Origin of the sequence: Actinoplanes sp. NBC_00393 (assembly GCF_036053395.1) — a bacterium.
In the GTDB taxonomy this organism is placed as follows: Bacteria; Actinomycetota; Actinomycetes; order Mycobacteriales; family Micromonosporaceae; genus Actinoplanes.
Window position 1 is genome coordinate 8,680,134 of record NZ_CP107942.1, and the last position, 19,867, is coordinate 8,700,000.

A 19,867-nucleotide genomic window follows, 5' to 3' on the forward strand; every position below is an offset into this window, starting at 1 on the left:
GCGGGCCCCGATGACGTCAGGCATCTCTCGTGGGTCTTACGGTACATGGACGACGCCGCGTTCGGCACCTCGGGTTGCGTGTGACACTGCCGCGCGTCGCAGTTCATTCATTCCAGCGCCGCGCGGCAGCTACTTAACCGCCTCAGTTGAGGTAGATCGAGCGCAGACGTCCGACTTCCGCCATCCGCCTCTCGGCGAGCCGGTCGGCTGCGACCGCGGGCGGGACCCCCTCGTCCCCGGCAAGGTGCAGGATCCGCTGGGTGGTCTCGAAGATGCCGGTCGCCCGGTGCTTGGCCCGCTCGAAGTCGAAGCCGTGGATCTCGTCGGCCACCTGGATCACGCCGCCGGCGTTCAGCACGTAGTCGGGGATGTAGAGGATCCCGCGGTCCTCGAGCAGTTTGCCGATGCCGGGGTGGGCCAGCTGGTTGTTGGCGCCACCGGCCACCACCTTGGCGGTCAGGGCCGGCACGGTGTCGTCGTTCAGCGCGCCACCGAGCGCGCAGGGCGCGTACACGTCGATGTCGGCGGTGATCAGCGCCTGGGTGTCGGCCACCAGGTGGATCTCCGGGTGGGTAGCGCGGGCCCAGGCCAGGGCGGCCGGGCTGACGTCGGTGGCGACCACGGTGGCGCCGTCGGTGAGCAAGTGGCCGGCCAGGTACTTGCCGACCTTGCCCAGCCCGGCGATGCCGACCGTGCGGCCGTTCAGCGACGGGCTGCCCCAGGTCTGCTCGGCGGCGGCACGCATGCCCTGGAAGACGCCCCAGGCGGTGAGCACCGACGAATCGCCGGCGCCGCCGTTCTCCCGGCTGCGGCCGGTCACGTACCGGGTCTCGCGGGCGATCACGTCCATGTCCGGCACGTAGGTGCCGACGTCGCAGGCGGTGTAGTAGCGGCCGCGGAGCGACTCGACGAACCGCCCGTACGCGCGCAGCAGCGCCTCGTTCTTGTCGCGCCCCGGGTCGCCCCAGATCACTGCCTTGCCGCCGCCCAGGTCCAGGCCGGCGATGGCGTTCTTGTAGGCCATGCCGCGGGACAGCTTCAACACATCGGCGAGGGCGGCTTCTTCGCTCTCGTACGGGTAGAAGCGGGTCCCGCCCAGCGCCGGTCCGAGCGCGGTCGAGTAGATGCCGATGATCGCCTTCAGTCCGGACGCCCGGTCCTGGCAGAAGACGACCTGTTCGTGCCCGGTGGCTTCGTTGCCGTCGGTGTCGAACACACCCATCTTGAGTTCTCCTGATCTGGTACGGCCTTCGTGGGGCCACGGCGCCCGGCGGGGTGTGCCGGACACCGCCGAGCGTAGTCGCGGGAATGCCACGGGGATTACGTCCGCGCGGGAAGTTCCACCCGGCCGATTTCGTGAAAGGATCGCGCCGTGCCGTCACTGTTCGCGTCGTACCTACGGGTTTACGAACCGCTGACCGCCTTCGACCGGGACCGGCAGGTCTTCTGGCGCCAGTACGCGCGGGAGGGCCGCGATCTGGGCCCGATCGAGGGTCCGGTCCGGCAGCGCACCGCTGTGCTCGAGGCGCTCGGCGCGGGCTGGACCCGGCTGCCCGATCTGCCCGACGAGGCGTACGTGCTGGAGTGGGACAACTCCATCCTGGTGTGCCCGTGGAACCTGCGCTTGCGGGTCGCCGAGGCCGCCCTGAACGCGCGGGACGGCGTGCCCGCGGTGCTCGCCGACGCCTTCGTGCCGCCGGTGCTGGCCGGTCAGGCCAAGGCCGTGGTGGAGGACTGGCGCAGCGGCGCCAAGGTTCTGGAGCAGGGCGTGCCGCGGGTGCACGAGCAGATCGCCACCTGGGGTGTGCCGCTGCGCTGGTTCGCCTTCGTCGACCTGGAGGAGCGGGAGATCTCGCTGTCCGGGCGCCGGCGCACGCTGCGCTACCGCACCGAGATCTCCAAGGCGCGCCGGCGGGCGCACCGAGCGGTGTCGGTGCTGCGCAAGGCCCTCGGCGATGCGCCGATCACCGAGGCGGTCGAGGAGGGCACCCGCTGGCTGGAGGAGTTCCACCCCCGTTCGGTGGTGGAGCTCGACTACGGCGGCCTCGTCAACCTCCTCCCGGAGGACAACCTCGCGGAGGACGATTCCCCCGGACTGGTGGCGGCCGGACTCTCGGCACTTTCTCGCGGTGACGCTGAGTCAGCCAGTGAGGCGTACGAGAAGTTGGTCGCGAGGTGGCGTCTGGTCCAGCTTCTGGAGCGATGCAACTGACCTGCGGAAATAGGACAGACGCATACTAATCACTGTCCTGGAGAGCGCTCCCGAAGCGAACACTCTTCGTAATCGGCGGTCCGCGAAGCGTGATAATCGGACTAAACGAGACACTATCTGGCGTAGAAAACGCGTAAAAATCGGGCATGCTTCATCCGTCTATCTGGGGACGTTCGTCCGTTCGGCCCATGTCGGACATCGGGGACTAGCCGGACCATGAGAGACGCACCGGCCGGCGGGACCCCGGCCGATGTTTTTAGGCACCTGTGGAGGAGTGACCGATGGCATCGCGTACGCACGATCCTGAGCCGCTACTAACGCCGGCCGAGGTGGCGTCGATGTTCCGTGTCGACCCGAAAACCGTTACTCGGTGGGCGAAGGCGGGCAAGCTCAGCGCAATTCGCACGTTGGGTGGCCACCGTCGCTACCGTGAGTCGGAGGTTCGCGCCCTGCTGCAGGGGCAGATCCCCACGCAGCGCCAGGGCGACTGACCCAAGTCGACCGAGATCGTGGTAAGGGGCGAACGCTGGGGAAGGCGATCGCCCCTTCTACGTTCTCCGATCATGTCAGTACGGCGCCGGCAACAGCCGGCGCCGTCTGTCGTTTTCCGGGGTGGACCCGGCGTCAGTTGACGAGGACCGCGACCGTCCCGTCGACTCCGCGGCGGAGCCGGCTGCCGAGCATCGTCAGGCGGCCGACGATGCCGTACTTCTTCTTGATCCCGTCGCCGACGCGCAACCGGTCGGCGTGGTCGCCGATCCGGGCGGTGGCTTCGATCGCCTCGCCGGTCGGGTTGCCCTTCATGTCGCAGGCGGCCACGGTGACCCGCCCGCTGTTGCGGATCCGCTTGAGCTTTCCGCTTCCGGCGACGGTCCAGAACGCCAGACCCGCGCCGTCCGGGACGACCCACAGCGGGGTCGGCACCGCGCGCCCGTCCCGGCGGAACGTGGTGAGCAGGACGTACTTCTCCGACCCGAGTTGCTCCAGTGCGGCCATGTCCTCAAGAGTAGTGACCATGGATGAGCCGAAGATCGGCGACGCCTTCGGCGAGATGATCAGGGATGCGTACGCGGTGCGCACCGGGATCGGACCCAGGCCCCTGGCCGGCGGGCGACTGCCCCGGCCGGTCATCGAGGTGATCGAGCGGGACGACGGGTTGATCAACGGCGCGCCGGCGGATCACTACCTGGACGAGCCGGACGACTGGCAGCCGTACGACCATCGAGCCCTGAAGCTGTGCCGGGGCCGGGTGCTCGACGTCGGGGTCGGCGCCGGCCGGTCCGCGCTCGAGCTGCAGCGCCGCGGTATCGCGGTGACCGGCCTGGACACCTCGCTCGGCGCGATCGAGGTGGCCCGTAAGCGGGGTCTGCGCGACACGGTGCTGGCGACGGTCGACGAGTTCTCCCGGGCTGCGGTCCGCTACGACACGTTCCTGCTGCTCGGCAACAACCTGGGCCTGCTCGAGAGCCCCGAGCGGGCGCCGGTGTTCCTGGCCGCCCTGGCCCGGCTGGCCGCCCCGGGCGCCCGGATCGTGGCCCAGGGCTCCGATCCGTACGGCACGCGGGACCCGCTGCACGCGGGGTACCACCAGCGGAACCGGGAGCGCGGTCGGCTCGGAGGCCAGCTTCGGCTGCGGCTGCGGTACCGGGAGCTGGCGACCGAGTGGTTCGACTACCTGAACTGCTCCACAGCCGAACTGGAAGGCCTGCTGGCGGGCACCGCGTGGCGTCTGAAATCGATCGACGACCGGGACCGGCCGTACTACCTTGCGGTCATGGAGTTGACCGGATGACGCTCAGCCGCGACCAGGTCCGCCTCAGCAAGCGGATGTCCCTGGTGCTGCGGCACCGGCCCGAGGTGGCCGGCCTGACGCTCGACGCGAACGGCTGGGTGCCGGTCCCGGTTCTGCTCGCCGCGCTGGGCATCAGCCGGGCCGAGCTCGACGTCGTGGTGGCGGGCAACGACAAGGCGCGGTTCGCGGTCGCGGCCGGTCCGGACGGGGTGGACCGGATCCGGGCGAGCCAGGGCCACTCGCGCCGGGTCGTCGTCGACCTGGACCTGCCGCCGGCCGTGCCCCCGGGCGAGCTGTTCCACGGGACCCCGCGGGCCAACCTGGAGGCGATCCTCCGCGAAGGGCTGCGCCCGCGGAGCCGGCACCATGTCCACCTCTCGACGGACCTGCCGACAGCGATCACTGTCGGTCGCCGCCGCTCGCCCGATGTGGTGGTGTTCAGTGTCGCGGCCGGGGTGATGGCCGACGAGGGACACGTCTTCCATCGCAGTGACAACGGGGTATGGCTTACCGCTATCGTGCCGTCACAGCACCTGTCGGTAAAACGGACAAACGCGTAATCTGCCAGGTTGATCGACCATCCACAGTGGCCGGCCACCGGTTCGCCGGACATCGGCCGGGAACCGCCGTTAACTTGGACGGATGGGGAGGGTTACGCGGAGTCAGGTCAGCGATCTCCCCCATATCGTGGGGCTGCCCTTCGCGTTCGTCGTCGTCCTGATCCTCGCCGGTCTCGCTTTCGGTCTGCCGTGGCTCGACCGGGCCGTGCCGGCCGAGCGCCCGGTCGCCGCCGGCGAGCCGTACGCGGTGGGCGCGGGCGCCACGATCGTCCCGCCGCCGGGCGCGACCCTCGACCTGACCGGCGCGCGACCCGGCCGGGAGCGCGGCTCGGCCCTGTTCCACCTCGGCCCGGTGCAGTACGCGATCGCCGTCCAGCCGTTCGACGGCGACCTGACCGCCGCCGCCGTACGCCTGCGTCAGCGCATCACCGGCACGTCCGGCCACCAGGTCTCCGGCACCCAGCTCGCGGTCTCGACGGCCGGCGGGCTGGCCGGGATCCAGGGCGGGTACACCGCCGGTGACCAGGGCGGCCGGTACGCGGTCTTCGTCGCGCACGGCTTCACCATCGAGGTCACGGTCACCGGGGCGGACCCCGATCTGGCACGCGCTCTGCCGGCGATCGACTCGAGTATCCGTACCCTTCGATTCGAGGGTCGCCGGTGAGCGAGCCGGTCCGTCCCGGCGTCGCCCGGGCGGCCGCGCTCACCCGCCAGCCCGCGTTCTGGGTGGTCGCCACGCTGCTGGCGGCCGGGGCGGTGCGGATCTCCCAGATCACCGGCCGGTTCTTCAGCGTGTACCCGGTCGCCACGATCACCGCTATCGCGATGTTCGCGCTGCTGGCCGTACCCTTCTGGCTCTTTGTCTCGGAGCTGGACTTCCTGGAGCGCGAGCCGCCGAGCCTGCGGGTGCTGGCCTTCGCCTGGGGCGGCCTGGTCGCCACCAGCGTGTCGATCCCGGGCAGCACCGCGCTGGACAACCTGATCGCGAAGCTTGGCTCGCCGGCCCTGGCCGCGGACTGGGGCGCCGCCCTGGCCGGGCCCACGGTCGAGGAGATCGCCAAGACGCTCGGCGTGGTGGCCATCGTGCTGATCGCCCGGGCGCAGGTGAACAGCGTGCTGGACGGCGTGGTCTACGGCGCCCTGGTCGGGCTCGGTTTCCAGATCGTCGAGGACGTGGTCTTCGCGATCGGTGCGGTGGCGATGGCCGGGCAGGGCGACCAGGTCCAGCCGGTGGTCACCACGTTCCTGGTACGCGGATTCCTGGCTGGCGTCTGGAGCCACACCCTGTTCGGTGCGCTGGCCGGTGCGGGCATCGGCTACCTCGTGGTCAATCCGGACCGCTCCCGCGGGCACCGGCTCGCGATGGCCGGGCTCGCCCTGTTCGGCGCCTGGGCCTCGCACGTGCTCTGGAACTCGCCGCTGTTCCGCGACGGGCTCGGCGACGGCGCGCTGGCCCTGCTCGCGGTGCTGGTCTTCAAGGGTCTGCCGCCGCTGCTGCTGATCCTCTTCCTGGTGCGGCGCGCGCACGACCAGGAGGCGGCCTACTACGTGGCCAAGCTGGCCACGCTGCGGGACCCGGAACTGATCACCACGGCGGAGCTGCGGGTGCTCGGTTCCGGGTCACGCCGGGCGGCGGCCCGGCGGTATGCCGCGGCGCGTGCCGGTCGCCGGGGCCGCACGGCGGTGCGGCGTCTCCAGCGCGCCCAGGCACGGTTGGCTGTCGAGCTCAGCCGGGCATCGGGGTCGGCGACGGCGGACTGCGCGGAGGTACGCGTACAGCGCGCCGTTCTCATCGACCTGGGCCACCCGGAAGCGGTGGAGGGCACCCGTTCCTGGCGGCACACCGCCTCGACGGTCGGCACCACCGCCGTGGCGATCGCCGTCCTCTGGGTCGCGCTCTCCGCGCTGGGCGGATCGTGATCAGATCTTCGGCGGCAGACCACCGTCGCCGTCGACGACCACGTCCGGGTTGCCGTCCTCGTTCAGGTCGACCATCGTGATGTCGACCTTCCCGTCGCCGTCGGTGTCGAACTGGTACAGGTCCGGCTTGCCGTCGCCGTCCGTGTCGGAAACCCAGACATCGGGACGGCCGTCACCGTTCGCGTCGCTGGTCACCAGGTCGACGCGGTCGTTCCCGCGGGTCTCGATGATCTCCTGCGGCTCGCTCACGATGCTCCTCCCCTGAGCCGGTCGGTCCGACCCGATCGCCCGTCAGTACCCGAATGATCGCTGGATCAGTCAATCCCGGTGTGACGGTTGTCGCTGGTGCGGCCGTGACTCGCCGGTAACGTACGCCGACGTGGATATCGCGGAGGACGGCATGCAGCACCTGTTCACCAGCAGCGGTGGGGGTGCGCTCGCCGAGCGGATGGGCATCGAGATCACCGAGGCCGGCGCGGACCGGGTCGTCGGCACGATGCCGGTCGAGGGCAACACCCAGCCGTACGGGTTGCTGCACGGCGGAGCCTCCTGCGTGCTCGCCGAGACACTCGGATCGGTCGGGGCGGTGCTGCACGGGCAGACCGTGGACCGGCCGTTCGCGGTCGGCGTCGACATCAACGCCACCCACCACAAGGCCGCCCGTTCGGGTCTGGTGACAGGTGTCGCACTGCCGGTGCACCGGGGGCGGGCCGTGGCGACGTACGAGGTGGTCATCACGGATGAGGGCGGCGACCGGGTCTGCACGGCGCGGATCACCTGTCTGCTCCGTGGTGCCTGAAAAGCCTCGTCGACGAGCATTCCTTGACGGTTGGACGTACCTTTTCTGACGTGACCGAAGTACCACAGGACGCGTTCGAGGACGCCGCGCAGATCCTGCGTTGTGCGCTCACCGGCGACAGCGCTGCCGTTGCCGACACCTTCGACGCCGTCGTCGACCGGGAGGGCGTCGTCGGAGCGTGGGACGTGGCCTGGTGCCTCGCGGCGACCATGGTCGGCCAGGTGCCACCGGGCGGCGCCTGGACCCTGGAGTTCCCCGGCATCGACGATGCTCGCTACGACAAGCGGTGGGTGGCCCGGTTCGTCAGCGCCTATGTGAACGGGGACTTCCCGACCGGGGAGGCACTCTTCGGCGCCGCGATCGCGGACGGGCGACTGCCCGACTGCCTGCTCGCCCTCGCCGGATCGACGGTCGCCACCCTGCGTCATCGGGCGGCGTGAGCGGGCTCTACGCGTACTTTCTGATGTCTGATGCCCTGCTGGCCCGCGTGCGCAAGCTGCTCGCCATGGCCGAGGACCCGGCCTGTACCCCGGACGAAGCCGAAGCCTTCACCGAGAAGGCCGCCGAGCTGATCGCGAAATACGGCGTCGACCAGGCGATGCTCGCCGTCGCCGATCCGGCGGCCGACCCGGTCGGGGACCGCGTCATCACCATCGACCCGCCGTACGCGCGGGACAAGGCCGGCCTGCTCGCGGCGGTGGCGGCGCCGATGCGCTGCCGCGTCGTGCACCTCGACCGGCGCAGCCTGGCGCGCAGTCATCTGTTCGGGCACGCGGCCGACCTGGCCCGGGTCGAGCTGCTCTTCACCTCGCTGCTGGTCCAGGCGGCGCACGGCCTGGCCGCCAGCCCGGTGCCGTGGGGCGAGCATCCGGCCGCCTACCGGCGGTCCTGGCTGGTCGGTTACAGCCAGGCGGTCAGCGCCCGGCTCTGGGCGGCGGAACGATCTGCGGCCGCCGAGACACCCGGCGCCGAACTGGTCCTCGTCGACCGCACCGACCTGGTCGAGCGGCGGCGCGACGACCTGTACCCGCAACTGGCCAAACTGCCGCCACGCCGGTTGCAGGGCAGTGGCCGGATCCGTGGTTACCGGGCCGGTCAGAACGCCCATCTGGGCGGCGGCGACGCGGTCACTTCATCCTGAGGTAGAGCGCCTTCGCGTACTGCGCGGCGGCGGCATTGTTGTACATCGTCGCCTGCGACATGAAGAAATCGTTGTCGGCGATCGAGCGGGACGCCTGCGAGGTGCCCTTCCAGCGGATGTCGGCCTCCGCTTCGGACAGTCCGCGTGATTTGAACTGCCGGCGCATCGCGATCCGGCCGCTGCGGAATGCCTCGGCCGCCTCCTCCGCGTACCTCATGCAGGTCATGGCCTTCTCGCTCAGCGCCTCCGCCAGCTTGAAGGCCGCCTGCTCCGCGTCGTTCGTGAAGGTCTGCACGACGTCGTCTCCTCGCCACGGTGCTAGTGACCGATCTCGATAACACTCTGATAGACGAGACGGCTCCCCTTCAAGAGGCCCGCAATTCCTCAAGCCCGCTGTTCGGCGCCCGATCAACGTTTCCATGAGCGACACGACCGTGCCCGCCGGCTGGTACGCCGACCCGGCCGGGACACCCCAACAGCGGTGGTGGGACGGTTTCCGGTGGACGAACCATCTGCAGCCGGCACCGTTCGTGATGTCACTCACGCCACCCTCCGTGGCGAACCGTCGGTTCCGGTGGGGGCTGGGCGACGCCGAGACCGACCGGGCCGAGGGCCGGAACTCACCGGCTCTGCACGCTTTGATCTTCGGCATCGTCGGGCTGGTGTTCAACCCGCTGCTGCTCGTCTCGGTGGCTGCTCTGGTCTGGGGAGTAATTGGCCTGCGGCGTTCCACCGTCGGTCGCGTTCAGGCGATCTGCGGGATGACGCTGGGCCTGGTATCGGTGCTGCTCTGAATTCCGGGGCGGCGCGTCGGGACCGTATCGTTCTATGATCCTCGGGTCGCGGTGATCTTCGATGCCGCATCCCCCGGAAGGATCTCGATGGCCCGTTCCGCCTGGCCCACCCGTGCCGGCCTCGCTCTGCTCGCCACCATCTCCGTGGGAGCGCTTGCCGCGCCCGCCCAGGCCGCCACCACCGGCGTCGCCACGGTCAGCGGCACCAAGGTGCAGTACAAAGCCGCCTCCGGCAAGCAGAACAAGGTCCTGATCACCCGCAGCGGCAACACGATCACGATCGACGACCAGGTGGCGGTCAAGGCGGGCAAGGGATGCAAGGCGGTCGCCGGCGACAAGAGCAAAGTCCGGTGTACGCCCAGCGCGGCGCCCACCCGGGTCACGGTCTACACGTACGACCGGGTCGACACGATCGTGAACAGCACCGACGTGCGGATGACGGCCGACGGCGGCACCGGCGGCGACCGGATCACCGGCGGATCCCGCGGTGACAAGATCAAGGGCGGCTCCGGCGCCGACCGGATCTCCAGCCTCGCCGGCAACGACTACGTCGACGGCGGCACCGGCAACGACACGATCGCCGCCGGCGACGGCGCCGACACCCTGCACGGCGACACCGGCAACGACACGCTGCGCGGCGGCAACGGCGACGACACCATCTTCGGCGAGGCCGGCCACGACAAGCTGTACGGCGACGCCGGCTCCGACATCCTGCTCGGCTACCAGGGCCGCGACCGCATTTCAGGCGGCGCCGACAACGACATCCTGTACGGCGACATGTCCTCCGACGCGGTCTCGGCCGACATCCTGCTGGGCGGTTCCGGTGTGGACACTGCCGACTACAGCAACTACCGCAAGGCCGTCCGCGTCGACCTGGACGGCGTCGCCGACGACGGCCGCCCCGGCGAGAAGGACCGGGTAGGCGCCGACATCGAGGCCATCGAGGGCGGCCTCGGCGACGACACCCTGACCGGCAACAGCAGTTTCAACTTCCTCACCGGCGGCCTGGGCGACGACGTCCTCCGCGGCGGCGCCGGCAACGACTCGCTGGACGGCTCGGCCGGCCGCGACAAGCTCTACGGCGAATCCGGCGACGACATCCTGTACGGCGTCGACGAGCCGGCCGGAGCGGACCGCCTGGACGGTGGCACCAACGGAGCCGTGGGCGACGACTGCTTCCGGGGCCGCGGCGACACGGCAACCGCCTGCGAGCCCTGATCAACCACAGCGCCGGGCCCGCACATCCGCGGGCCCGGCAATGAATCTCTGCCCAGTGCGCCGCCCACCTTCGCGGCACCGAGCCACGAGCGGGACACGCCGCACGCGGACACGGCCGAGACCGACCCAGCAGAGAGCTGAGGTACAAGAAAGGCCCGCGGCGTCTCCCCGGGCCGGATCCTTGTCCTGGGCTGCGCCCGGCGCGGGCCGGCGGGCGACTCGCGACGGCGATCATGGGGAATCTGCGGTCACCAGAGGGTGACTTCGAGAGGGCGAAACGGCCCCGGAAAGCAGAACGTCCACCGTACGTTTCCGCAGGTGGACGACGCTCAAAGCCCGGCGAAGAGCTTGGTGGCCAGGGGCGGGGTCGAACCGCCGACCTTCCGATTTTCAGTCGGACGCTCGTACCAACTGAGCTACCTGGCCGTGAGGTGGTGTTGCGGTCCTGACGGGACTTGAACCCGCGACCTCCGCCTTGACAGGGCGGCGAGCACTCCAACTGCTCCACAGGACCTTGCTACGTAACTGTCTTGCTCCGGTTTGTCAGCCGCTTGCGCCACTAACTTACCAGTACCCCCAACGGGATTCGAACCCGTGCTACCGCCTTGAAAGGGCGGCGTCCTAGGCCACTAGACGATGAGGGCAACTCCGCCATCATTGCATATCGCGCTGGCTGTGCGATCAGCAGTGCTTGGTGGCTTGCCTGCCTTGATGGCTTTGGGCCCGCCCCGCTTGAGGCCTGCAAAGCATATGTGATCCCCCGAGCGGTCTCCAAATCGGTACCCCCTTTTCTTGCCACGCGTCTCTGACCTGCGGAAACGCGTCGGCTATCCGGCGGCGGCAGCGGTGACGGCCCGGACCGCGTCCCCTAGATTGCCGAGCGGGGTCACTTCGGGGGGCAGGTTGGCGAGGGGCCAGCCGGGGCCGGCGGCCGCGATCAGGAGCGGGGGACGGGGTACGCCGAGCAGCCGCGCCAACTGTTCGACCCCGCCCGTGGCCGGCAGTTGGGACCACAGCACCACAACGGCCGGCCCGGTTCGATTCACAGCGTCCAGCAGCGCCCGAGACGGCACCCGGGCGCCGAACAGCCGGCTGGGCACCCCGTTCTCGGCCAGCGCGGCGGCGAGCGCCTCCAGGGGCAGCGTGTGCTGTTCCTCGTCGGCGGCGGCGAGCAGGACGCGGGGGGCCCGGTCCCGGGGCGGCCTCGGTACGCCGGCGAGCACCTCGGTGACCGTGCGGGACAGCAGGTGCTCGACCTCGACGTAACGTTCGGTGGCCTGATAGCGGTCGCCGATACCGATCAGCACCGGCATGATCACGCGATCCCAGGCGAGGACGACGCCACGGCCGGTGACCGCGCCCTCGATGATGTAGCGCATCGACGGCGCGTCCAGGCGCATGGCGGCGCGCGCCAGCCCTCGGGCAGCGGGATCAGCCCGGCCACCCAGGGCGATGGTCGGTCCCCCGCCGGCCGGCGCCTGCGGAAAAGCCGGACCGGAAGCCAGTCCGTCCGGAGAACCGGCACCGGAAGCCGGGCCATCCAGAACATCGGGATCGGAAGCCGAGCCCTCCGGAAGACCGGGACCAACGGCGTCCGAGCGCCGAGCCCACGCAGCCGCCTCTGCCGGTGCGATGCCCTGCGCGGTGAGCCGCTGCATGACCTGCAGACGGACCATGTCCTCGACGGTGTACCGCCGATGATGTCCCGGCTCGTGGCGGCTCGGGCCCAGCCCGTACCTCTGATGCCACGTGCGCAGCGTGGTCACCGCGACGCCGAGGCGGCGTGCGGCCGCGCCCGCGCTCAGCCCGTCATTTGCCACCCGACCGCTCCGATGCCAGGAGCCGGGCGGCGACTCCGGCCAGCCAGGGCGCGTACGACCCGGGGTCGCCCGCCACCCGTTCCGGCAGTTCGGACGGCGTCACCCAGAGCAGTCGCGACACCTCGGCCGGGTCGGGCTGGAACTCGATGCCGTCGGGTACGCGGCCGAGGAGCACGTGGTCGTATTCGTGCTCGACCCGTCCGGTGATCGGGTCCTCGGCGCGGTACGTGTAGACCCCGACCTCGGTCAGCGGCACCGCGTCGATCCCGAGCTCCTCGGTGAGCCGGCGGCCCGCGGCGACCGTCAGGTCCTCGCCCGGCGCCGGGTGCCCGCAGCACGTGTTGGCCCAGCGCAGCGGGAAGCGGGTCTTCGCCGCGGCCCGTTGTTGCAGCAGCACCCGCCCGGTGTCGTCGGCGAGGAAGACCGAGAAGGCGCGGTGCAGCCGCCCGGGAGCGTCGTGTGCCTCCTGCACGGTCAGCGAGCCGATAGCGGTGCCGACTTCGTCGACGAGTTCGACCAGATGGGATTCCCGTGCCGTCACGCGTTGCTCCGAGAGGTGATCCGGGAGGCGGCCAGTTTGCCGGAGATCAGGACCATCGGCACACCCACCCCGGGCTGGGTGCCGGACCCGGTGAAGACCACGTTCCCCAGCGTCGGGTGCAGGTTCGACGGGCGGAACGGGCCGGTCTGGGCGAAGGTGTGCGCGGCGGCGAACGGCGTGCCGGCGGCCATGCCCTCGTCCGCCCAGTCGGCCGGAGTGATGATCCGCTGCACCTCGACCCCGTCGCGGAATCCGACGTACCCGCGGCGTTCCAGCACCCGCAGCAGCTCGTCGGCGTAGCGCCGGTCCAGTCCGCCGCGCCAGTTCATCGGGCCGGCCTGCAGGTTCGGCGCGGGCGCGAGAACGTAGTACGACTGCTTGCCGTCGGGCGCCGCGGTCGGGTCGGTGTGCGACGGATTCGTCACGAGCAGGGACGGGTCACTCATCAGCAGACCCTTGTTGATCACTTCGTCGAAAGTGCCCTTCCACGCCGTACCGAAATGGATGTTGTGGTGGGCGATCTTGGAGTAGGCCTGGCTGGAGCCGATGTGCAGGACCACACACGACGGTGAGTAACGCAGCGGGCGCCATTGGCGCCGCTGCGGAAGCAGATCGCGATACGCGATCGGCAGATCCGGATTGAGTACGACCACGTCAGCCTGGATGTGCTCGCCACCCGCCGTGATCACGCCGGTCGCGCGGCCGTTCGCCGTGGTGACCTTCTCCACCGTCGTGTCGTAGCGGAAGGTGACGCCGTGCTTCTCGGCGGCGCCGGCCAGCGCGCGCGGCACGGCATGCATGCCTCCGACCGGGAAGTAGACCCCGGCGACCGAGTCGAGGTACGCGATGACGGCGTAGATCGCGAGGGCGTCGTGCGGAGCCAGCCCGGCGTACATCGCCTGGAACGAGAAGATCCGCTGGGTACGGGGATCCCGGAAGTACTCGTTGATCTTCGGCTGGAGCCGCCGGAATCCGCCCATCCCGAGCAGTTTCAACAGGTTCAGGTTCATCAGGTCGACCGGGGTGTCCAGGTTCCGGTCGATGAAGTGGTTCCGCTCGAGCTGCCACAGCTTCCGGGCGAAGTCGACGAACCGCAGATATCCGTCGGCCTCCCGGGCGCCGCAGACCCGGGCGATCTCGGCCGCCATCCGGGTGGTGTCGGTGCGCACGTCCAGAGTGGACCCGTCCGGGTAGTACGCCCGGTATGCCGGGTCCAGCGGCGTGAGCTCGAGCCAGTCGCTCAGTTTCTCGCCGACCGCCTCGAGGGGTTCGGCGATCAGTTCCGGCATGGTCAGCACGGTCGGTCCGGTGTCGAACTCGTAGCCGCTGATCGAGAGACGGCCGGCCCGGCCGCCCGGTATCGGCTCGCGTTCGACAACGGTGACCTGGCGTCCGGCCGCGGCGAGATGCAGCGCACAGGCCAGTCCGGCCAGGCCGGCACCGACCACGACGACACGGTCGGTGGGTCCGGTCACGGTACGCACGTCACGGCTCCAAAGGATCGGGGGGAGGGGATGTTCATCATGCCGGGCGTTGCGTCGCGGTGGTGGCCAGCTCTATCAGGGCAGCTCGCGCGTCCGGGCGTATCGGGGCGTCGGCCAGGGCCGCGACGCCCTCGGCGACCCGGGCCCGGATCATCTCCTCGATCCGGGCCGGCGCGCCCGTCTCCGCGATGAGACGGGCGCGCCGGGCCAGGGCGGTCAGCTCGCCGGAGCCCTCGGCGGGGATGACGGCTCCGGCGAGGTCTGTGGTGAGCTCGGCCCGTTGCTCGGGGGTGGCGAGCTGGTGGGCGAGCATCAGAAGGGTGGTCGGCTTCCCGGTGCGCAGATCGTCGGCCGCGGGCTTGCCGGTGACCGCCGGGTCCCCGTAGACGCCGAGCAGGTCGTCGCGCAGCTGGAAGGCTTCGCCGACCGCGAGTCCGTACCGCCGGTACGCCTCCTCGATCCGGGCGTCACCGCCGGCCATGGCCAGCCCGAAGCTGAGCGGCCACTGCACTGTGTAGCTCGCCGTCTTGTGCCGGGCGACGACCAGTGCGCGTTCCACCGACCAGCTGCCGGGATCGGTCTCGCCGAGGACGTCGAGGTACTGCCCGGCGATCGCCTCGACCCGCATCCGGTCGTAGCGGTTGCGGACCTCCAGCAGGGTCGCGGCGGGCAGCGGGGTACGCGCCAGCAGCTGATCCGCCCAGACCAGGCAGAGATCGCCGACCAGGATCGCCGCCGACCCACCGAACTTGGCGCCGTGCTGCGCCGCGAACAACCGGTGTGCCGTGGGCCGCCCGCGCCGGGTGTCCGACTCGTCCATCAGGTCGTCGTGCACCAGAGCGAACGTGTGCATGAGTTCGAGCGCGCCGAGCGCGGGTAGAACAGGCTCGAGCTGTTCAGCGGGGCCGGCGGCACCCCGCCACCCCCAGTACGCGAACGTCGGCCGGATCCGCTTGCCGCCGGCCATGACCAGGTCACGGGTGGTGCGGGCGAATCCGCCGAGGGCGGGGTCGACGGCGTCCAGGGCGGCGATCTGGCAGGTGAGGAAGTCGGCCAGCGTCCCCTCGACGGCATTGATCAGCGCATGGTGTGAAACCGCCTGACGCGGGATCGCTTCGAGACGATTTCCCTCGAGGGTGTGATTGGCCACGAGCAGTACCGTACCCTAACTTCCAGAAGTTGCGTCGATTCGTGCGTCGATTCTGCCGGGAGGCTCGGGATGAGTACCGATTTGGCGGCGGCCTATGCGCGCTGCCGTGAGCTACATCGCGAGCATGGCCGGACCTACTACCTCGCGACCCGGTTGCTACCGGCGTGGAAGCGACGGCATGTGCATGCCCTCTATGGATTCACTCGATATGCGGACGAAATCGTCGACCGCACCGAGTCGCGGCCGTCCGCCGAGCGGGCCGCGCTGCTGACCGCGTGGTCCGAGCGGTTCCTGGCCGGCCTGCGCGGTGAGCCGACCGACGACGAGTTGCTGCCGGCGGTCCTGCACACCATCGCGGTCTTCGACCTGGACCTGGTGGACTTCGAGAAGTTCCTGCACAGCATGGCGATGGACATCACCGTCACCAGCTACCGGACCTACGACGACCTGCTGGAGTACATGGAGGGTTCGGCAGCGGTGATCGGCACCATGATGCTGCCGATCCTCGGCTCGTCCGACCCGGTCGCGGCCCGCGAACCGGCTCGCCAGCTCGGCTTCGCCTTCCAGCTCACCAACTTCATCCGGGACATTGCCGAGGACCTCCAGCGCGGCCGGATCTACCTGCCCGAGGAACACCTCGCCGAGTACGGGGTGACCCGCCGGATCCTGCAGCGCGGTGTCGCCACCCCGGCGATCAAGGAACTGATCAAGGCCGAGGTGGCCCGGGCCCGCGAGCACTACGCGGCCGCCGCACCCGGCATCCCGCTGCTCGAGCCGGCCTCCCAGGCCTGCATGCGCACCGCCTTCCAGCTCTACGGCGGCATCCTCGACGAGATCGAGGCGGCCGGATACGACGTCTTCAGCCGGCGGGCCACCGTGCCGAACCAGCGCCGGGTCGCGGTCGCCGTCCGCAGCCTGCTCACCCGGCCCGGCACCCCGGTCCGGACGGCCGCCTGAGATGGCCGTCACGATCGCCCTGCTCACCCGTGACCTGCGGGTGCACGACAACCCGCTGTTCGCCGGCGACGGCCCGATCGTTCCGCTCTACGTGCTGGACCCGGCGCTGAGCGAGCTCTCCACGAACCGGTCGCGGTTCCTGCACCAGTCGCTGGCCGATCTGCGCGGGTCGCTGCGCGGCCTCGGCGGCGACCTGGTGGTCCGGCAGGGCGATCCGGTCACCGAAGCGATGCGGTTGGCCGGCCAGGCAGGCGCGGAACGGATCATGGTGGCCGGTGACGTCTCCGGGTACGCGCGCCGCCGCGAACGCCGCCTGCGAGCCGAGTGTGACCGGCACCGGATCGAGTTGCAGATCACCCCGGGCGTCACCGTGGTGCCGCCCGGCCAGGTGCGACCGGGCGGCGGCGGCAGCGCGTACCGGGTCTTCTCGCCCTACTATCGCGCCTGGTCAGCGACTGATTGGCGGGCCGAGGTGCCGGCACCGCGACGGATCACCCTGCCGGAGGGCATCGCGGCCGGGGAGCTGCCGGCGATCCCCGAGGGCGAGTCACCGCATGCCGCCGAGGGCGGCGAGACCATCGGACGGCGCCGGCTGAGCGCCTGGTTGCGGCAGATCGGGGGGTACGCCGACGCGCACGACGATCTGCCGGCGGACGGGACGAGCCGGCTCAGCCCGTACCTCAGATGGGGTTGTGTCTCGCCACTGGCTGTCGCCGCGGCAGCCAGATCGAGTGGCGCCGAAGCCTTCGTCCGCCAGCTCTGCTGGCGCGACTTCTACTACCAGGTCGCGAGCGCTTTCCCGAAGCTCTCCACCGAGCCGTTGCGGCAGTCCGGCGACACCGGCTGGCGCTACGACGAGGATGCGCTGCAGCACTGGAAGGACGGGCTCACCGGGGTGCCGGTGGTCGACGCCGGCATGCGCCAGATGCGTGCCGAGGGCTGGATGCACAACCGGGCCCGGCTGATCACCGCCGCGTTCCTCACCAAGCACCTCGGCCTGGACTGGCGGCTCGGTGTGGACTGGTTCTTCCGCTGGCTGCTCGACGGGGACGTCCCGAACAATTCCGGCAACTGGCAGTGGGTGGCCGGCACCGGCAACGACACCCGTCCCTACCGGCGGTTCAACCCGATTCGGCAGGCGCTCCGATTCGACCCCGAAGGCGTGTACGTTCGTCGCTACGTACCGGAGTTGAAAGGGATCGACGGCGCCGCCGTTCACCAGCCCTGGCGCCTCCCGGATCCGGTGCGCAGCAGCCTCGACTACCCCGGGCCGTTGGAGTCGCACCGGGACGAGGCGGTCTGGCTGCGGCCCTGAGCTCCGCCCGGCGCCCCGGGCGGCAGTGGGCGAGGCCCGTCGGAGGTTGCGTCCGTCAAAACGTTCACCGGCGGGCCTCGCGCCCCTGGGCTTTCTCGGCGCCGGTCCGCTTGCTTAGGTGGACAGCATGGGCACAGAACAGCAAGTGGACGTGGTGGTCGTCGGTCTCGGGGTCGGCGGCGAGGAGGTTGCCGGCCGGCTCGCCGCGGCCGGCCTGAACGTGATCGGCGTCGAGAACACCCTGGTCGGGGGCGAGTGTCCGTACTGGGGATGCATTCCTACGAAGATCATGGTCCGGGCCGGCACCGCGCTGGCCGAGGCGCGGCGGATCCCCGGTCTGGCCGGATCCGCCACCGTCGAACCGGACTGGGCACCGGTCGCGAAGCGGATCCGGGACGAGGCCACCGACGACTGGAACGACAAGGTCGCGGTGGATCGCTTCACCAGCAAGGGCGGGACTTTCGTACGCGGCACGGCCACCATCACCGGCCCGGGCCGGATCCGGGTCGGCGATCAGGAGTACGCGGCCTCCCGCGGCCTGGTCCTCGCCACCGGCACCGTGGCCGTGATCCCACCGGTCGACGGTCTCGCCGGCACGCCGTACTGGACCAACCGCGACGCGGTCGAGACCCCCACCCTGCCCGCCTCCCTGCTGGTCCTCGGCGGCGGTGCGATCGGCTGCGAGTTCGCCCAGGCGTTCGCCCGCTTCGGCGTCCAGGTCACGATCATCGAGGGCTCCGACCGGGTGCTCGCCATGGAGGAACCGGAATCCTCCGAAGTCGCCGCCAAAGCCCTGACCGCCGACGGGGTACGCCTGCACACCGCCGTCCGCGCCACGAACGTCCAGTACGACCACGGCTTCACGGTCACCCTGAGCGACGGCACCGTTCTGACCGGCGAGAAGCTGCTGGTCGCCACCGGCCGCGCCGCCCGCCTGCGGGACCTCGGCGTCGACCGGGTCGGGATCGACCCGTCGGCCCGGTTCGTCGCGACCGACGACCGGATGCGCGCGGCTGACGGCGTATGGGCGGTCGGCGACGTCACCGGCAACGGCAACTTCACCCACATGGCCATGTACGAGGCCGACATCGCGGTCCGCGACATCCTCGGCCAGGGCGGGCCCGGCGCCGACTACCGGGCGCGGCCGCGGGTCACCTTCCTCGACCCGGAGATCGGTGCTGTCGGCCTTACCGAGAAGCAGGCCGTCGACGCCGGTCTGAACGTGCGCGTCGGATTGGTGCCGCTCTCAGCGACCTCACGGGGCTTCATCCACGGGCCGGGCAACGAAGGGCTGATCAAGGTGGTCGCCGATCAGGACCGTGGCGTGCTGGTCGGCGCGACCACGGCGGGGCCGGCCGGTGGGGAGATGATCGGAGCCCTGTCGGTGGCGGTGCACGCCGAGGTGCCGGTCTCGACACTGCTCAGCAACATCTGGGCGTACCCGACCTTCCACCGCGGCATCGGCGACGCCCTGAAAGCCCTCAACCTCGGATAGGCCGTGTTTGGCCGGGCCCCGTCGGGGAACGGCCAAAGACATGTTGCGGCAGGCGATTTCCCGGCTCGAACAGGCGGACGCCCTCGACGGCGCGAGCGACAAGATTCAGGCGGCAGTCACCACCGTGGTCCGGCCACGGCGGCTGCGTGACCTGCTGCACGGGACCTGGCTGGGGCATCCCCTGCACCCGGTCCTGGTGCAGGTGCCGGTCGGCGCCTTCATGTCGGCGGCCGTCCTCGACCTGCTCCCGGAACGCCTCGTACCCGGCACCCAGAAGGCGGCCACCGCGCTGATCGCGGCCGGCACCGCCGGCGTCGCCCCCGCAGCGATCGCCGGCTGGGTGGACTGGTCCGACCTCACCAAGGACCGGCGGCGAGTCGGTCTGGTCCACGCGGTGACCAACGCGATCGCGGTCGGTCTCTACGCGGGGTCGCTGGTGGCCCGGCTCCGAGGGCGGCAACAGCAGGGCAAGGTGCTGGCCTTCGCCGGCCTGTCGGTCGCGGGAGCAGGTGCCTATCTGGGCGGCCATCTCTCGTACGCCCAAGGCGCCGGAATCAGCCACGCGGCGACCGAGGTGTCGCGTCTCCCGGAGGAGTGGACCGAAGTCAGCTCGCTCGCGTCGCTGCCCGAGGGCAAGCCCGCGGTGCGGCGTGCGGGTGAGGTGCCGGT

The 19,867-nt window shown here is 70.5% G+C and carries 23 protein-coding genes and 3 tRNA genes (1 of these 26 running past the window's edge); 15 read left to right on the plus strand and 11 right to left on the minus strand.

Annotation, left to right across the window (positions count from 1 at the left end):
* Window positions 1-142: 142 nt before the first annotated feature.
* Window positions 143-1,222, minus strand: a complete 1,080-nt coding sequence (locus tag OHA21_RS40170) for a Glu/Leu/Phe/Val family dehydrogenase (protein ID WP_328464232.1) — start codon at window positions 1,220-1,222, stop codon at window positions 143-145.
* Between the two features lie 150 nt (window positions 1,223-1,372).
* Here OHA21_RS40170 and OHA21_RS40175 point away from each other — a divergent pair, with 150 nt between their 5' ends.
* The gene (locus tag OHA21_RS40175; RefSeq protein WP_328464234.1) at window positions 1,373-2,212 is read left to right on the plus strand and encodes a hypothetical protein; all 840 of its coding nucleotides are present in this window, start codon (window positions 1,373-1,375) and stop codon (window positions 2,210-2,212) included.
* Window positions 2,213-2,493: 281 nt separating this feature from the next.
* The gene (locus OHA21_RS40180; protein ID WP_014687221.1) at window positions 2,494-2,703 is read left to right on the plus strand and encodes a BldC family transcriptional regulator; all 210 of its coding nucleotides are present in this window, start codon (window positions 2,494-2,496) and stop codon (window positions 2,701-2,703) included.
* A 133-nt stretch (window positions 2,704-2,836) separates the two neighbouring features.
* Here OHA21_RS40180 and OHA21_RS40185 read toward each other — a convergent pair whose 3' ends face one another.
* Window positions 2,837-3,208: a PPOX class F420-dependent oxidoreductase gene (locus OHA21_RS40185; RefSeq protein WP_328464236.1), complete on the minus strand. Its 372-nt coding sequence runs from the start codon at window positions 3,206-3,208 to the stop codon at window positions 2,837-2,839.
* Between the two features lie 19 nt (window positions 3,209-3,227).
* On the opposite strand from OHA21_RS40185, the gene OHA21_RS40190 reads away from it, so the two are divergent.
* The 4 genes from OHA21_RS40190 (at window position 3,228) to OHA21_RS40205 (ending at window position 6,484) form a co-directional block, all read left to right on the plus strand.
* Window positions 3,228-4,004, plus strand: a complete 777-nt coding sequence (locus tag OHA21_RS40190; RefSeq protein ID WP_328464238.1) for a class I SAM-dependent methyltransferase — start codon at window positions 3,228-3,230, stop codon at window positions 4,002-4,004.
* Window positions 4,001-4,564 carry an RNA 2'-phosphotransferase gene (locus tag OHA21_RS40195; RefSeq protein WP_328464240.1) on the plus strand — a complete coding sequence of 188 codons (564 nt, stop codon included), beginning with the start codon at window positions 4,001-4,003 and terminating at the stop codon, window positions 4,562-4,564. The genes OHA21_RS40190 and OHA21_RS40195 overlap by 4 nt, the downstream gene beginning before the upstream one ends.
* A gap of 82 nt (window positions 4,565-4,646) precedes the next feature.
* Window positions 4,647-5,228: a hypothetical protein gene (locus OHA21_RS40200; protein WP_328464242.1), complete on the plus strand. Its 582-nt coding sequence runs from the start codon at window positions 4,647-4,649 to the stop codon at window positions 5,226-5,228.
* Entirely contained in the window at window positions 5,225-6,484 is a 1,260-nt protein-coding gene (locus tag OHA21_RS40205; protein ID WP_328464244.1) for a PrsW family intramembrane metalloprotease, read from the plus strand. Before OHA21_RS40200 ends, OHA21_RS40205 begins: the two co-directional genes overlap by 4 nt.
* Here the strand turns inward: OHA21_RS40205 and OHA21_RS40210 are convergent, their stop codons facing one another.
* Window positions 6,485-6,733, minus strand: a complete 249-nt coding sequence (locus tag OHA21_RS40210; protein WP_328464246.1) for a hypothetical protein — start codon at window positions 6,731-6,733, stop codon at window positions 6,485-6,487.
* A 151-nt stretch (window positions 6,734-6,884) separates the two neighbouring features.
* On the opposite strand from OHA21_RS40210, the gene OHA21_RS40215 reads away from it, so the two are divergent.
* The 3 genes from OHA21_RS40215 to OHA21_RS40225 are packed head-to-tail and all read left to right on the plus strand — an operon-like array spanning window position 6,885 to window position 8,424.
* A complete protein-coding gene (locus tag OHA21_RS40215) occupies window positions 6,885-7,283 on the plus strand; it encodes a hotdog fold thioesterase (protein ID WP_328478843.1) in 399 nt (132 codons plus the stop codon).
* 50 nt (window positions 7,284-7,333) lie between these two features.
* Window positions 7,334-7,723 (plus strand): hypothetical protein, encoded by a 390-nt coding sequence (locus OHA21_RS40220; RefSeq protein ID WP_328464248.1) that lies wholly within the window; start codon window positions 7,334-7,336, stop codon window positions 7,721-7,723.
* A complete protein-coding gene (locus OHA21_RS40225; protein WP_328464250.1) occupies window positions 7,720-8,424 on the plus strand; it encodes a DUF2786 domain-containing protein in 705 nt (234 codons plus the stop codon). The genes OHA21_RS40220 and OHA21_RS40225 overlap by 4 nt, the downstream gene beginning before the upstream one ends.
* On the opposite strand, the gene OHA21_RS40230 is transcribed toward OHA21_RS40225, so the two are convergent.
* Entirely contained in the window at window positions 8,411-8,719 is a 309-nt protein-coding gene (locus tag OHA21_RS40230) for a hypothetical protein (RefSeq protein WP_328464252.1), read from the minus strand. The genes OHA21_RS40225 and OHA21_RS40230 overlap by 14 nt on opposite strands.
* 124 nt (window positions 8,720-8,843) lie before the next feature.
* On the opposite strand from OHA21_RS40230, the gene OHA21_RS40235 reads away from it, so the two are divergent.
* Both OHA21_RS40235 and OHA21_RS40240 read left to right on the plus strand, forming a co-directional pair.
* A complete protein-coding gene (locus OHA21_RS40235; protein ID WP_328464254.1) occupies window positions 8,844-9,218 on the plus strand; it encodes a DUF2510 domain-containing protein in 375 nt (124 codons plus the stop codon).
* An 87-nt stretch (window positions 9,219-9,305) separates the two neighbouring features.
* Entirely contained in the window at window positions 9,306-10,436 is a 1,131-nt protein-coding gene (locus OHA21_RS40240) for a calcium-binding protein (protein WP_328464256.1), read from the plus strand.
* 349 nt (window positions 10,437-10,785) lie between these two features.
* Here the strand turns inward: OHA21_RS40240 and OHA21_RS40245 are convergent.
* The 7 genes from OHA21_RS40245 to OHA21_RS40275 all read right to left on the minus strand — a co-directional run bounded on the left by OHA21_RS40245 (window position 10,786) and on the right by OHA21_RS40275 (window position 15,431).
* Window positions 10,786-10,862, minus strand: a tRNA-Phe gene (locus OHA21_RS40245).
* 14 nt (window positions 10,863-10,876) lie between these two features.
* Window positions 10,877-10,950: transfer RNA gene (locus tag OHA21_RS40250), tRNA-Asp, on the minus strand.
* 57 nt (window positions 10,951-11,007) lie between these two features.
* Window positions 11,008-11,080, minus strand: a tRNA-Glu gene (locus OHA21_RS40255).
* Window positions 11,081-11,263: 183 nt separating this feature from the next.
* Window positions 11,264-12,256, minus strand: a complete 993-nt coding sequence (locus tag OHA21_RS40260; protein ID WP_328464258.1) for a MerR family transcriptional regulator — start codon at window positions 12,254-12,256, stop codon at window positions 11,264-11,266.
* Window positions 12,246-12,797, minus strand: coding sequence for an isopentenyl-diphosphate Delta-isomerase (idi, locus tag OHA21_RS40265; RefSeq protein ID WP_328464260.1), 552 nt, complete (start codon window positions 12,795-12,797; stop codon window positions 12,246-12,248). Before idi ends, OHA21_RS40260 begins: the two co-directional genes overlap by 11 nt.
* A complete protein-coding gene (gene crtI / locus OHA21_RS40270) occupies window positions 12,794-14,281 on the minus strand; it encodes a phytoene desaturase family protein (protein WP_328464262.1) in 1,488 nt (495 codons plus the stop codon). Before crtI ends, idi begins: the two co-directional genes overlap by 4 nt.
* Window positions 14,282-14,318: 37 nt before the next feature.
* Window positions 14,319-15,431 carry a polyprenyl synthetase family protein gene (locus OHA21_RS40275; protein ID WP_442874978.1) on the minus strand — a complete coding sequence of 371 codons (1,113 nt, stop codon included), beginning with the start codon at window positions 15,429-15,431 and terminating at the stop codon, window positions 14,319-14,321.
* A gap of 69 nt (window positions 15,432-15,500) precedes the next feature.
* On the opposite strand from OHA21_RS40275, the gene OHA21_RS40280 reads away from it, so the two are divergent.
* The 4 genes from OHA21_RS40280 to OHA21_RS40295 form a co-directional block, all read left to right on the plus strand.
* The gene (locus OHA21_RS40280) at window positions 15,501-16,388 is read left to right on the plus strand and encodes a phytoene/squalene synthase family protein (RefSeq protein WP_328464264.1); all 888 of its coding nucleotides are present in this window, start codon (window positions 15,501-15,503) and stop codon (window positions 16,386-16,388) included.
* A 1-nt stretch (window position 16,389) separates the two neighbouring features.
* Window positions 16,390-17,703 (plus strand): cryptochrome/photolyase family protein, encoded by a 1,314-nt coding sequence (locus OHA21_RS40285; RefSeq protein ID WP_328464266.1) that lies wholly within the window; start codon window positions 16,390-16,392, stop codon window positions 17,701-17,703.
* 127 nt (window positions 17,704-17,830) lie between these two features.
* Window positions 17,831-19,198 carry a dihydrolipoyl dehydrogenase family protein gene (locus tag OHA21_RS40290; RefSeq protein WP_328464268.1) on the plus strand — a complete coding sequence of 456 codons (1,368 nt, stop codon included), beginning with the start codon at window positions 17,831-17,833 and terminating at the stop codon, window positions 19,196-19,198.
* Window positions 19,199-19,238: 40 nt separating this feature from the next.
* Window positions 19,239-19,867: the 5' portion of a Rieske 2Fe-2S domain-containing protein gene (locus OHA21_RS40295; protein ID WP_328464270.1), read on the plus strand. 241 nt of this gene lie beyond the right edge of the window; 629 of the gene's 870 nt are visible here — the first part of the coding sequence; its start codon is at window positions 19,239-19,241; its stop codon lies beyond the right edge, outside the window.

What these genes read in the sequence shown, in the direction of transcription:
- OHA21_RS40170 (WP_328464232.1), bottom strand. Translation starts at nt 1,222, where the DNA reads ATGGGTGTGTTCGACACCGACGGCAACGAAGCCACCGGGCACGAACAG.
- OHA21_RS40180 (WP_014687221.1), top strand. Translation starts at nt 2,494, where the DNA reads ATGGCATCGCGTACGCACGATCCTGAGCCGCTACTAACGCCGGCCGAG.
- OHA21_RS40185 (WP_328464236.1), bottom strand. Translation starts at nt 3,208, where the DNA reads ATGGCCGCACTGGAGCAACTCGGGTCGGAGAAGTACGTCCTGCTCACC.
- OHA21_RS40190 (WP_328464238.1), top strand. Translation starts at nt 3,228, where the DNA reads ATGGATGAGCCGAAGATCGGCGACGCCTTCGGCGAGATGATCAGGGAT.
- OHA21_RS40195 (WP_328464240.1), top strand. Translation starts at nt 4,001, where the DNA reads ATGACGCTCAGCCGCGACCAGGTCCGCCTCAGCAAGCGGATGTCCCTG.
- OHA21_RS40200 (WP_328464242.1), top strand. Translation starts at nt 4,647, where the DNA reads ATGGGGAGGGTTACGCGGAGTCAGGTCAGCGATCTCCCCCATATCGTG.
- OHA21_RS40215 (WP_328478843.1), top strand. Translation starts at nt 6,885, where the DNA reads ATGCAGCACCTGTTCACCAGCAGCGGTGGGGGTGCGCTCGCCGAGCGG.
- OHA21_RS40235 (WP_328464254.1), top strand. Translation starts at nt 8,844, where the DNA reads ATGAGCGACACGACCGTGCCCGCCGGCTGGTACGCCGACCCGGCCGGG.
- OHA21_RS40240 (WP_328464256.1), top strand. Translation starts at nt 9,306, where the DNA reads ATGGCCCGTTCCGCCTGGCCCACCCGTGCCGGCCTCGCTCTGCTCGCC.
- OHA21_RS40280 (WP_328464264.1), top strand. Translation starts at nt 15,501, where the DNA reads ATGAGTACCGATTTGGCGGCGGCCTATGCGCGCTGCCGTGAGCTACAT.
- OHA21_RS40285 (WP_328464266.1), top strand. Translation starts at nt 16,390, where the DNA reads ATGGCCGTCACGATCGCCCTGCTCACCCGTGACCTGCGGGTGCACGAC.
- OHA21_RS40290 (WP_328464268.1), top strand. Translation starts at nt 17,831, where the DNA reads ATGGGCACAGAACAGCAAGTGGACGTGGTGGTCGTCGGTCTCGGGGTC.